At 62.7% G+C, this 13,115-nt stretch carries 6 protein-coding genes; all 6 read right to left on the bottom strand.

Annotated elements, in window-relative coordinates:
• Positions 1 to 54: 54 nt before the first annotated feature.
• Positions 55 to 2,568 carry a TonB-dependent siderophore receptor gene (locus CR917_RS20865; protein WP_104572899.1) on the bottom strand — a complete coding sequence of 838 codons (2,514 nt, stop codon included), beginning with the start codon at positions 2,566 to 2,568 and terminating at the stop codon, positions 55 to 57.
• Between the two features lie 106 nt (positions 2,569 to 2,674).
• The gene (locus CR917_RS20860; RefSeq protein WP_104572898.1) at positions 2,675 to 3,628 is read right to left on the bottom strand and encodes a FecR family protein; all 954 of its coding nucleotides are present in this window, start codon (positions 3,626 to 3,628) and stop codon (positions 2,675 to 2,677) included.
• On the bottom strand, positions 3,629 to 4,138 hold the full coding sequence (locus tag CR917_RS20855; protein ID WP_104572897.1) for an RNA polymerase sigma factor: 510 nt from the start codon (positions 4,136 to 4,138) through the stop codon (positions 3,629 to 3,631).
• A gap of 185 nt (positions 4,139 to 4,323) precedes the next feature.
• Positions 4,324 to 6,855, bottom strand: coding sequence for a TonB-dependent receptor (locus CR917_RS20850; protein ID WP_104572896.1), 2,532 nt, complete (start codon positions 6,853 to 6,855; stop codon positions 4,324 to 4,326).
• A gap of 306 nt (positions 6,856 to 7,161) precedes the next feature.
• A complete protein-coding gene (locus tag CR917_RS20845; protein WP_104572895.1) occupies positions 7,162 to 10,317 on the bottom strand; it encodes a non-ribosomal peptide synthetase in 3,156 nt (1,051 codons plus the stop codon).
• A partial coding sequence (locus CR917_RS20840) for a condensation domain-containing protein (protein ID WP_173925064.1) occupies positions 10,314 to 13,115 on the bottom strand: 2,802 nt, incomplete at its 5' end. The genes CR917_RS20840 and CR917_RS20845, both read right to left, overlap by 4 nt.

Raw genomic sequence — 13,115 nt, 5'->3', positions numbered from 1 at the left:
GTGGCGCCCATGAAAAAGCCCGCAGCGTTGCGGGCTTTTTTGTGGCGTTGGCGATTACCAGAACGTACCCCGCAACGTCAGCATGTGATTGCGCGGATCGCCGTACCAGTTGCCCAGTGCCGAGGAGCCGACAGTGGAGTAGTACTTCTTGTCAAACGCGTTGTTGAGGTTGTAAAGCACCGACCAGTGATCATCAAGCCGGTACTCCGCCATGGCATTCCACACCGCATAGCCGGCCTGGCGGTATTCGTAGCGCTCGTTGCCCACCACTGCGCCGGTGGCAGGGTCCAGTACCGATGCCGAACCGTTGACATAGTTCGCGCTCTGGAGATTGACCCCACCGCCTATCTTCAGGTCATTGAAGTCGCCCGGCAGACGGTAGGTCGACCACAGTTTGAACAGGTGTTTGGGCGTGACCCCGCTGAACACATCACCGTTGTTGCGGTTACGGTTGTTGTTGTAGGTATAGCCGGCAATGACGCTCCAGTCCGGCAACACCTCACCACTGACCTCAAGGTCGATGCCCTTGCTGACCACCTTGCCCTGGGTCAGGTAGCAGCAGTTGCCTCCGAACAGCACCGAGGTCAACGGGTAGGCAGGGTCTTCGACGGCCTGGTTTTCGCGCTTGGTGTAGTACAGCGCGATCGAGGTGTTCAACGCACCGCCGAACAACTCGCCCTTGATACCGGTTTCATAGGTTTCACCGGTCATGGCCTCGACCGGGCTTCCCGGCAGCGGTCCTTGAAGGTTGCTTTGCTGCGGCTTGAAGATTTCCGAGTAGCTGGCGTATGCCGACCACTCCTCATTCAGGTCATACACAACACCGCCATAGGGCACGACCTTCGTCGGTTCACGGACCGACACGTCCGAGGCCACTGACCACGCCCCGGTGCTGCCATCGAACTCGCGGTAGACCTGGTCGAACTTGTAGCGTTGCACCCGGGCGCCGACGATCAGGTGCAGCGGATCGGCAACGTGCATCCGCAACGTGGAGTAGAGCCCGTACTGCACTTGCGAGTTGGGGTCATAGTCGCTGACCCAGTCCTTGCGGATAGGTGGTTCGATCCAGGGGGTCGACTTCGGGTCGTAGACATCGATGGCGCCAAAGGCACCGGCCAATTGTGGCGTACCCTGCCAGCGGCTGGTGATGCGCTGATGGTCGGCGCCCATGAGGAATTCATGCTCACGGCCCAGCAGGTCGAATTTTCCGGCAACGTTCACGTCCCACAGTTGCTGGTCGCTCCGATAGCGAGAGTTCGAACCGAGCCACATCGGGCCGAGCCCGGTGACCGGGTTGAGCGCGCCCACGGAAAAGGAGCCTTTTTTCATACCCACATCTTGCGTCTGGGTATAGCTCAGGTTCACTTTCCAGCGGTCAGACAATTCATGGTCGATCTTGGCGAACAGTTCCTGCGAGCGGCCATCCTGATAAGCCCAGCTCTGGCTCAGGTTGGTATGGCGTGGCAGGCCCAGATCACCGCCGGTGCTGAAACGCGGAAGCCCGGTTCCCGAACCGTTTTCATGAATACGCTCGTAACGCCCGCCCACGGTAAGGCGAGTGCCGGGCAGCACGTCGGCCTCGAGCACACCGTAGATCGTGGGCAGCTCGGTGCTTCGTTCGTCGAGAAAATACTGCCGGTCCGTGTAGGCGGTGACCAATCGTCCGCGCAGTTTTCCGTCGAAGGCCATAGGGCCGGTTACATCCAGTTGCGTACGGTAGTTGTCCCAGGAACCGGCCGATGCCTCGACCTTCAATTGATAGGTGTCCAATGGGCGCTTGCGCACAAGGTTGATGATGCCGCCCGGATCGCCAGTGCCGCCGAAAAGACCCGAGGCCCCACGCAGGACTTCGACGTGATCGAACTCTACCAGGTTGTAGTTCTTGTTCGAGTAGAAGCTGCCTGCCGTGGTACCCAGGGCCATGGGCGCCGCTCCATCGATCTGGATGTTCTCGATGGCAAAACCTCGAGAAAAGTAGGTCGACAGCCGGTCGGTGGAATTCTGCACGGTAATGCCTGGTGCAATCTTCATGGCATCGGTCAGATCGACCATGCCCTTGTCCTGAATCACCTGATGGGTAATGACCGAAACCGACTGCGGGGTCTGGCGCAGGCTGGTCGGGGTCTTGGAGCCGACACTGGTCAGGCTGGGCGTATAGGAACCGGTATTCTCGGTCATCTGCCCCATACCCTGGCCCTGGATGGTGGTGGTACCGAGTTCCAGCGCCACCCCCAGCGCAGGAGTTCTTTCGACCAGGATCACATCGCCGCTGAGCCTGGCGCTCAAGCCACTGCCCAACAATAATCGATCAAGCCCCTGCTGTACCGCGTAACGCCCGTGCAGCCCTTGCGAATGCTGGCGGGTCACTACTTCACTGGCAACCATCAGGCGCAACCCCGCCTGATCGGCAAACCGCGTCAGTGCCTGGTCAAGCGGGCCTGGCGCAACATCGAAGATCTGCTCAACGGCGTGTTGGTGATCCACCGCCCTGGCCGGTAGGCTGACACCCACGCAGCTCGCTGTCACGATCGCCAGGCTCAAGGCGGTTTGTCTGATCAGATACGGCATAACGCTCCCCTGCTGAAATCAGCGAAATAAAAATCAATCTCGAAAGGAAAGACGTCAGCCCTCTGAAACCCGACAGTGGCAACAATCAATTATTTCTGCACAGGCCCTACTTTTGCCGTGCGTCGTCTCGCTCGATCACGGTCAACCATGGGAACTGCCGCACGCGTAGCGGCAAGGTGCGCTGCAGCAATTGCAACTGGGCGTGAGTGTCATCGGTTGCAACGACACCGGTGACCGGCAAGCGGCGCAGGTCGTTGTCGCGCACCCAGATCAGGCCGCGGTGGTAGTGGCCGATCTGCTCCAGCACCTCACCCAGCGGCTGCTGGTTGAACACCAGGCGGTCGCGACGCCACGCGGTTGCCGATGCGATATCCACCGCTTGCGCATCCTCCAGGCCGTGCGGACCGAACTGCACCGCCTGGCCGGCGTCAACGTCAACAGCCTGCGCATCCCCCTCGAGCGTCACCCGCACCGAATGCTCGGTCACCACCATCCGCACCTGCTCGCCCTCGCGTCGCACATCGAAGCCGGTACCCAGCGCGCGCATGCGCCCGTTGCCAGCCAGTACCTCGAACGGACGCTGTGCATCGGCTGCGACCTGCACGAAGAGCTCCCCGGCGTACAAACGCAACACCCGGCGATCGCCTTCCAGATCTATATCCACACGCGTGTGCGGCGCCAGCTCCAGGCGCGAGCCATCGGCCAGGTTCAACGTGCGGTGCTCGCCCAGAGCGGTCATCTGGTCGGCTACCCAACCTTGGGTTTGAGCCTGCCAGTAGAGCCCCCCCGCAAGGCTCAAGGCTATTGTCAAACCCAACAACGGCACCCTGCGCGACGATGCAGGCGGCCGCTCCAATGCACTGCCCAGCCGCTCCCAAAGGCGCTCCGCCGCGTGGGCGGCATGCTGGTGTTGCGGTGATGTTTCGCACCACTGCAGATAGGCGTCCCAGGCAGGCGCCTCGGCGTCGCCCGAATGCAGGTCGACCAACCACTGCAAGGCCTGCTCGGTCAGCACTGTGGATGCCTTGCCTGAACAAAAACCGCTGCTCTCGCGCTTCATTCAGTCATCCATCATTTCGAGGCGTCGAGCACAGTGCAGCAAGGCGCTCATGATGTACTTGCTGACCATGCTCACCGAGACCCCGAGCCGCTCGGCGATGGCCGCATGGCCCAGCCCTTCGAGGCGATTGAGCAGCAGGGCCTGGCGGCAGTTGACGGGCAATTCGTCCAGGGCCTGCTGCAACAGCATCAGTTGCTGGCGCAACTCGAACAGCGCGGCGGGTCCCGGACATGGATCGAGCAGTTCATGCTCGACCTCGTCCAGCGAGCCGACCGGCCCACGCCGCGTGCGGCTGCGCCCCAGGTCGATGATCAGGTTGCGCAGCACGCGGATCAGGAAAAAGCGCGGATTGACAATCGAATGCGTACGCTGTTGACGGTCAAGGCCGACGTAACGCACGAAGGCGTCCTGAGTGAGGTCTGCCGCCATTTCCCGATCGCCCAGGCGGCGGTAGGCAATCTGCTGCAGTTCGCGGTGATAGAGGCGAAACAACCGATCCAGATTATCCAATGCACACTCCAGAGCGATCCATGTGCAGGAGCACAGGTGGCGGGAGCGCTAGGGTACGAATTTTGAGAATCGTTCGCAATATCAAAAAACATTGGCGTCATGCAGGAAGCGGACGACCTCCGTTTAAGCCGCCACCGCCCACAAAAAAGCCCGCATCAGAACGGGCTTTTCGAAAAGAGTGCGGATTACCAGAACGTACCACGCAACGTCAGCATGTGGTTACGCGGCTCACCGTACCAGTTGGCGGCAACCGAAGAGCCTACTGTCGAATAATAGGTCTTGTCGAACACGTTGTTGAGGTTGTAGGTGAGGCTCCAATGATCATCGAGACGATACTCGGCCATGGCGTTCCACACGGCGTAGCCTGCCTGGCGATATTCATAGCTTTCGTTGCGAATGACCGCACCTGTGTTGTCCAGCACCGCTGCGGTTCCACTGACATAGTTGGCACTCTGCAGGTTCACCCCGCCGCCGATTTTCAAGTCATTGAATTCGCCTGGCAGACGATATGTGGACCATAGCTTGAACAGGTGTTTGGGGGTCAGGCTGCTGAACACCGTGTCGTCGTTACGATTCTGGTTGTGGTTATAGGTGTAACCCGCCATCAGGCTCCAGTCGGGAAGCAGCTCACCGCTGACCTCCATGTCCACACCCTTGCTGACCACTTCGCCCTGCGTCACATAACAGCAGCTGCCACCAAACGGAACGGTCGTTACCGGATAAGCAGGGTCCAGAACAGCCTCGTGCTCACGCTTGGTGTAATACAGAGCGAAAGAGGTGTTGACGGCACCGCCCCACAGCTCCCCCTTGATACCGGTTTCGTAGGTCTTGCCGGTCATGGGTTCGATCGAATTGCTGGATTCGGTACCCGGTGCAGGCGTTGGGCCTTCAAGTTTGTTCTGCTGTGGCTTGAAGATTTCCGAATAGCTGGCATACGCCGACCACTCATCATTCAGGTCATATACCACGCCACCATATGGAACCACCTTGGTGGGCTCTCGGGTAGAAAGATAAGCCGGTGCAACGCCCCTTTCCTGATACGTCTGATAGAACTTGTACCGTTGCGCACGAGCACCAACGATCAGGTGCAGAGGTTCGGCCAGTTGCAGCCGCAGGGTCGAGTAGAGACCGTACTGGATCTGGGTATTGGGGTTGTAATCAGCCAGCCAATCCTTGGTGGTGGGTGGGTTTGGCCACGGAGTGGAACCGGGATCGAACACGTTGATTGGCTCGAAGGCGCCTGCCAGTTGCCCGGTGCCCCTCCATTGACTGGTGATTCGCTGATGATCTGCCCCCATCAAAAACTCATGCTGGCGATCGAACAGGTTGAATTTACCCGCCAGGTTAACGTCCGCCAATTGCTGATCGCTGCGGTAGCGCGCCACACTGCCGAAGCGCGTTGCCCCGGTGCCCGTCACCGGGTTGACACTGCCCACGTTGAACGCGCGCTTCTGCAACCCGGAGTCCTGAGTCTGGGTGTAACTGACGTTGAGCTTCCAGTCATCCGACAGCTCGTGGTCGACCTTGGCAAACACCTCATCCGACCGACCGTCCTGGAACGCCCAGCTCTCGCTCAGGTTGGTATGGCGCGGCAAACCAAGATCCTTGCCGTCGCTGTAGCGAGGCAGGCCGGCGCTGGCACCGTTCTCATTGATACGCTCGGAACGTCCACCGATGGTCAGGCGTGTGCTGGGCAACACGTCCGCCTCCAGAATGCCGTAAAGCGTAGGGCTCTGCGAACTGCGCTCATCCATGAAGTACTGCCTGTCGGTATAGGCCGCTACTAGTCGCCCCCTCAGCTTGCCGTCGAAGCCCATCGGCCCCGTGATGTCGACCTGGCTACGGTAGTTGTCCCATGAACCCGCAGACGCCTCGAACTTCAATTGATAGGTGTCCAATGGGCGCTTGCGCACCAGGTTGATGATGCCACCGGGGTCGCCCGTACCACCAAAAAGGCCTGAAGCACCACGCAGTACTTCAACGTGATCGAACTCGGCCAGGTTGTAGACCTTGCTTGAATAGAAGCTGCCCGCTGTAGTGCCCAGCGCCATGGGGGCTGCACCATCGATCTGGATGTTCTCGATGGCAAAGCCGCGGGAGTAGAAGTCGTTGATGCGCTCGTTCGAGTTGCGCACAGTGATACCCGGCGTCATCTTCATGGCATCGGTCAGATCGACCATGCCCTTGTCCTGAATCACCTGATGGGTAATGACCGAAACCGACTGCGGGGTCTGGCGCAGGCTGGTCGGGGTCTTGGAGCCGACACTGGTCAGGCTGGGCGTATAGGAACCGGTATTCTCGGTCATCTGCCCCATGCCCTGACCCTGGATGGTGGTGGTATCCAGTTCCAGCGCAGAGTTTGAAGCGGCTTCATTGGTCAGCAACACCGTGTTGTCTTCGATGCGATACCTCAGCCCGGCATTGCGCAGCAGTTGCTCCAGCGCCTGCTGCGGCTCCATGGTGCCCACCACGGCCGGGGCCTTCTTGCCAGTGACCAGGTCAGGCCCGTAGAGAATCTGCAAACCGGTCTGGTTGCCCAGATCGATCAGGGCCTTCTCCAGGGATTGGGCGGGGATATTGACCGCCACACTCTGTGCATACACACCGCCGCTGGCACCCAGTGCCAACCCCAACACGATGATGGAAGCCGAAGTACGCCAGGTGGCCAGTGAATTTTTCAGCACACGTGGTGCACGCCTTTTTTGCTCAACCTTCATAGTGTTGGATCACCCCAGATATCATTCGTCGGAAGATCGTCGCCTCTTCAGGGCCACTGATCAGTCAATGGGCATTCCTTGCTGCCACTTCCGCGCCAATGCCTAAGGGGCACGCAGGCCGGACTTCCATCGGATTCTTCGTGGAACCCAATGGAAGACGAATTAAAAATGAAAAATTTAGGAATCGTTCACATTTTCAGTACAGACATACTGAAAAAAGATAGCGCACCGTCTTGCACGGCAGCTGAAACGTCACAGCGAACGGAACCCATCGACGTCGATGGGCTCCGGCAACACGGACGCGCCTCAGGCGCTGGCGTTCTGCGCCTTGGCCAGCAACTGTGCACGCTGCTCGGGGGTCATGCTGTCCAGACGTAACCGTGCCGCCGCCAGTTTTTCCAGTTGCCCGGGGGCGGCCTCCTGCGAGCGCAACGCCTGCGCCAACGCTGCCACGCTGGGGTTGTCGAACACCACGCCGGGGTGCACATCGCACTGCAGCAACTTGCGAATGCCCGCCACCAGCTTGATCACCAGCAACGAGTGCCCACCGGCAGCGAAGAAGTCCTGCTCCACGCTCAGGCGCTCCAGCCCCAGCAGTTGCGCCATGCGGCTGGCCAGCAGTTCCTCGACGGCATCGCGCGGCGCCACACAGGCCACCTCGGCAGTGGCCAACGGACGCTGCTGCAATGTTTGTCGATCGACCTTGCCATTGGCAAGGCGCGGCATCTGCGCCAGCACCTGTACATGGCGTGGCAGCATCGGCGCCGGCAGCCTCAGGGCCAGTTGCGCCGTCACTGCGGAAGCCGCCTCCTGACCTGCGCCCTCACGCAGCACCAAGAAGGCCACCGGCTCGGCGTCGACCAGCACCGCAACCGCCTCGCTGACCTGCGCCAGGCTGGCCAGCTGCACTTCGATTTCCGCCAGTTCGATACGAAACCCTCGCACCTTGACCTGCTGGTCGCGCCGGCCATACAGCTGTACACCGCCCTCGGGACGGTAGCGTGCCAGGTCGCCGCTGCGGTACAGCCGCTCACCCGGCTGCAGCGGATGCTCGATGAACACCTGTGCCGTCTGCTCGGGCGCATTCAGGTAGCCACGCGCCAGTTGTCGTCCACCGATGTACAGCTCGCCCAGTTCGCCAATGGCCACCGCCTGAAGGTGCTCATCCAGCACCAGCACCTGATTGTTGGGCAGCACCTCGGTCAAGGGCACACTCCCTGCGTCCATATCCGCCGCTGTCACCCGATGCACCAACACACCCACGGTGGTTTCGGTAGGCCCATAGTGGTTGAACACGCGACAGTCCGGACGAATCTCGGCAATGCGCTGCAACAGCGAGACGCCGATCGCTTCACCGCCCAGCACCAGGGTCGCCGGCAGGTGCGGCGCCTGGGCTTCGAGCAACGCGGCCAGGTGCGAGGGCACGATCTTCAGGCAGTCGATGGCCTGCTCACGCATGAAGTGCGCGAACGCCTCGGGCGACTGGATGCTGTCGTCGTCGGCTACATGCAGCGCTGCACCCAGGTACAGCGCGCCCAGCAGCGCGGTGTTGCCAAGGTCGGCAGCCACCGTGGAACTCAGGGCGAAGTGACGGCATGCATCGAGTTGCAGTTGCTGGCACACCCCGGCGACGTAGTTGAGCAACTGCTGATGCTCCACCACCACGCCTTTGGGCGTGCCGCTGGAGCCGGAGGTGAACAGCACATAGGCGACATCGGTCGCACTGAGCGCAGGGCTGGCCACATCGCCGTCGACGTGGCCCAGCAGCGCGATGTCCTGCACGACCACACCCTGCCCGGCCAGTTGGGCCAGTTGCGCCTGCTCGGTCAGCACCAGGCCTGGCTGTGCCTGTTCCAGCATCTGCAACTGCCGTGCAACCGGCCATTGCGGGTCCAGCGGCAAGTACGCGGCGCCCACCCGCCAACAGGCCAGCATGGCCACCACCCATTGCGTCGAACGTGGCAAGGCCAGCCCCACCCGCCCACCCTGGCCCACGCCGAGTGTCACCAGGTCGAACGCCAGGCGTGCCACGCGCTGTTCAAGTTCGGCGTAGCTCAGGGTCACGCCGGCACTGACCAGCGCCGGAGCGTCCGGGGTGATGGCGGCCCACTGGGCGATGCGTTCGGGTAACAGCACCCGGTCTTCCAGCGCACGCACTGCGGGGTTGAGGGCAAGCAGCGCGGCGTTGTCCGCAGCCCCCGAGAGGTTGAGCCGGCCCAGGGCCTGTCGACTGTGCGCGGCGATGCTGTGCAGCAGCGCCTGGTACTGTCCGAGCAGCACTTCAAGACCGACCTGGCTGTAGCGCCCCGCTTCGGCGTCAAGACGCAAGGCCGTGTCGCTGACGCTCAGCAGCAACTCGAACCGGGGCTGTGCTTCGGCCAGGCGGGTCGCCTGCCACTGCGCAGTGCCGACAACCTGCTCCAGCAAGGCAGCGCGCGCGGCAAAGCCGTAAAGTGGGTTTTCATACGCCACCGGCAGGTTGCCTGCGGCATATTCCTGCCAGGTCGCATGCTGCTCGAGCTGCGCCGCCAGGTCGGTAACCCACGCTTCGAAGGGTTGCTCCTGATCCACATGCACTACCAGCGGCAGGGTTTTCTCGAACACCCCGATGCTGTTCTCGAAGAACGCGTAATCCTTGCGCCCGTCGTGGCGCCAGCCGCCGACAAACCGATGGCGCCCGCTGATGCGTGCCAGCAGCGTCCACCAGGCTGCCTGCAGCACGGTGTCCAGCGTTACCCCCAGGCGTTGCGCCAGGCCAGCCAGCTGCGCCTGCAACGGCGCCTCCAGCGTAGCCTCAAGCTTGAGCGCGGCTGCGGGCTGGGCCGTGGCACGGCGGTATGGCAAACAGGGCGCAACGCACGCTTCGCTGGCCGGCAGGTGCGCCTGCCAGTACGCCTTGGCGGTGTCGGCATCTTCGTCGAACAGCACTTCGCTGCGCCACTCCAGGTACTGCGCAAACTGCCCCGGTTCCTCGTCGTCGACCGCAGCAGCGTGCAGGTAGGCCTGTACCAGCGCGTCGAACATTACCTTGAGGCTGCCGGCATCACCGACAAAGCGGGCCAGCGCCAGCACCAGCACCCACCGCCCCTGCGTCACACGCGACAGCAAGGCCTGCACGTGCGGGCCTGCCGCAGGCCAGGGTTCGGCGAGCCACGCCTCGGGCGCCACATCTGGCTGCACCTGCAGGTCGAACGCCTGCGCCGATGCCTCGGGCATGAACTGGCGCTGGCCGTGATAGCCGGCCACGCTGCCCAGGCGCATGGCCAGGGCGGCGTGTCGCGCCAGCAGGCTGTCCAGTGCCTGCTGCAGGCGCGGCACATCCGGCTCGCCGTGGATATCGACGCGCAGGCAATGCGCGATGGCCTCGCGCCGTGCACCGGCATTCAATGCCGCGACCCAGGTTTCCTGCTCGGGAAGCAGGGCCAGGCCTGTGTCCAGTGTTTCCAGCTGTGCCGTGCTCATGCGCCCGCCTCGTCCTTTGCCATCGTCCGCTGTTGTGTGTCAGGCAGCGCCTCCAGGGCACTGCGTTCGATCATCTCGCCCATCGCCACGACAATCTTGCGCGGCCCCTCGAAGGGGTCGCGAGCATGGGCGGCAAGCATGTTGTCGAGCAGAATCACATCACCCTTGCGCCACTCGAAACGCACCGCGCATTCTTCGTACAGGTCGCCGATCTGCTGCATGACCTCGTCCTCGATCGGCGAACCGTCGCCGTAGTAAACGTGGCGGGGCATGCGCTGCTCGCCGAACAGTGCCAGCAGGTCTTCGCGCACATCCGGGTCCAGGCAGTAGATGTGGTGCAACTGCACCTGGTTGAAGAAGCTCTTCTCGCCCGTGACCGGGTGGCTGATGATCGCCGGGCACGGCGTGCGGATCTGCAGTTCGTCGTTGTCCAGCCAGGTCCACTGGATGCCCGCCGCACTGCAGCGCGCCTCGACCTCGGCACGCACCTCGGTCTTGAAGAAGTGCTGCCACGACACATCGAGCTTGTCGGCAAAGGTGCGCACGTACAGCAGGCCCTTGCTCTCGAAGCGCTCACGCAGCTCGGTCGGCAGCTTCTGGTACATCAGACGGCAGTCCACCACCGGGGTGGCGCCCCCCACGGGTGAAGGCTGCTCACAGAAGAACAGCTGCTTGCGCGGCCAGCGATCCTGATGCGCGCTTTCGTTGTGGAAAAGAATCATCTTCTTCTCCGGATACGGCGTCGAACGGTAGGTGTTCTTGCCGCCTTCCTTCTTCGGCAGGTCACCGTACTGGCCATACAGGCCAGGCTGCACGGCTTCGGCAAAGGCTTCGAAGGCGTGGATATCGCGCAGGGCGAAACCACGGAACAGGATGCCGGCATGCTGGGCAAGCTTGTGCTCCACCAGTGGGCGGTTGTGCTCGATCCACTGGATCAGGTCCAGCCCCGGGTCGGTCGGTTCCCACAGCAGCGGGAACGCCTGGCCCGGCACCATCAGGCTCTCGCGCATGGCGGCTACCGCAGGGCGCGCTGCCGGCCCCTGGGCCTTCTTCAGAAACTTGCCCAGTTTGTCGGCCTTGCTCGGTGCAGCGGGTGTTGCAGGCGCAGCCACAGGGGCCGCGGTATGGGTAGGCATGTTGATTTCCCCTAGACGTTTATCTGGATCACGCACCATCTGCTCGAGAATGGTCATCCAGCCTTTCACGCAGAGCTCGATACGTTCTTGTTGGAATAAGTCGCTGGCATACTGCCAGGTGCCATGCAACTGGTCGGCCTCCTGGTCGATGAACAGGGCCATGTCGAACTTGGAGTAGCCACCGCCCATCGGCAGTGCCTCGACCCGCACCGCGTCCATCGCCGCCTGGCGCACCGGCAGGTTGTTCATCACGAACAGCACCTGCACCAGCGGGTTGGCGCCCTTGTGCCGAGGCGTCGCGGCAGCCTCGACGATCTGGTCGAATGGCAACTCCTGGTGTTCGAACGCACTCAGTGCGGTGTCCTGGACCTGGGCCAGGTACTCGCGCACCGACAGCTGCTCCTGCCAGCGTGAACGCAGCGGCAGCACGTTGATGAAGAAGCCGATCAGGCCTTCCAGTTCAGGCTGCGAACGCCCCGCCACGTCCGCCCCGACCAGCACGTCGTGGCTGCCACTGAGCCGGTGCAACATCACCTGGAATGCCGCCAGCAAGGTGCTGTAAAGGGTGACCCCGGCGGTACGTGACAGGCCCTTGAGCTGCTCGTACAGGGCCGTCGGCAGGCTGAAGTGCAGGTCGCGACCGGCATGGCTGGCCTGGGGCTTGCGCGGGTGGTCGGCCGGCAACACCAGCAGCCCGTCGTGACCGGCCAGGGTGCGCTGCCAGAAGGCAGCCTGTTCGCGCATCACTCCCGCCTGCTCCAGGGCCTGCTGCCACTGGGCATAATCGGAATACTGCAAGGGCAAGGGCGGCAACGGCGTCTGGATCCCGGCCTTGAGGCGGGCGTAGACCTCGACCACTTCGTTGCTCAGCAGCGCCAGCGACCAGCCATCGGAGATGATGTGGTGCATGCAGAACAGCAGCACGTGGCGCTCCTGACCCAGGCGTATCACCTGGCCACGCAACAGCGGTGCCTGCACCAGGCTGATGGGCTGGCGGGCATTGTGCTCGATCGCCTCGGCCACCCTCGCCTCCTGCTCCCCTGCTGGCAGCATCGACAGATCCAGCAGCGGCAGAGGCAGCGGCACATCTGTGCTGACCACCGCCAGTGGATCACCGTCGTCATCGGCCACATACGCGGTACGCAGTACTTCATGGCGCCTGATCAACTGCGCCAGGCTGGCGTCGAGCAGCGGCACCGACAGTTCGCCTTCCAGGCGCAGCGTCAGGGGCATGCCATAAGCGCCGCTGGGCGCTGCGAACTGCTCGACTACCCACAGCCGACGCTGGGCCAGCGACAGCGGCGCCGTGGCACGCTCGCCGTAGGCCTGCAGGCTCGGCAGCGCCGCGCGCGACCGGCCATCGCGCTGAGCCAGCAAGGCGGCGAAGGCACCGAGGGTCGGCGTGCCGAACAGGTCACGCAAACCCACATCGACACTCAGTACCTGACGCAGCCGCGCCACCACCTGGGTAGCCAGCAACGAATGGCCACCCAGCTCGAAGAAGTTGTCGTCGCGACCAATCCGCGACAGCTCCAGCACCTGCTGCCAGACCTGGGCAATCCTCTGCTCCAGATCACCTTGCGGCGCCACGTACTCGGCCTGCAACAGGCTCGCATCCGGGGCCGGCAGGGCGCGGCGGTCGAGCTTGCCGTTGGCCGTCAG

Origin of the sequence: Pseudomonas sp. BRM28 (assembly GCF_002939405.1) — a bacterium.
Lineage (GTDB): Bacteria > Pseudomonadota > Gammaproteobacteria > Pseudomonadales > Pseudomonadaceae > Aquipseudomonas > Aquipseudomonas palmensis.
Note: the sequence above shows the minus strand (reverse complement) of the source record. Positions and strands in the feature narration are given on the sequence as shown.

Bases quoted from the DNA above. Each gene is read 5' to 3' on its own strand.
- CR917_RS20865 (WP_104572899.1), bottom strand. From the start codon at position 2,568: ATGCCGTATCTGATCAGACAAACCGCCTTGAGCCTGGCGATCGTGACA.
- CR917_RS20860 (WP_104572898.1), bottom strand. From the start codon at position 3,628: ATGAAGCGCGAGAGCAGCGGTTTTTGTTCAGGCAAGGCATCCACAGTG.
- CR917_RS20850 (WP_104572896.1), bottom strand. From the start codon at position 6,855: ATGAAGGTTGAGCAAAAAAGGCGTGCACCACGTGTGCTGAAAAATTCA.
- CR917_RS20845 (WP_104572895.1), bottom strand. From the start codon at position 10,317: ATGAGCACGGCACAGCTGGAAACACTGGACACAGGCCTGGCCCTGCTT.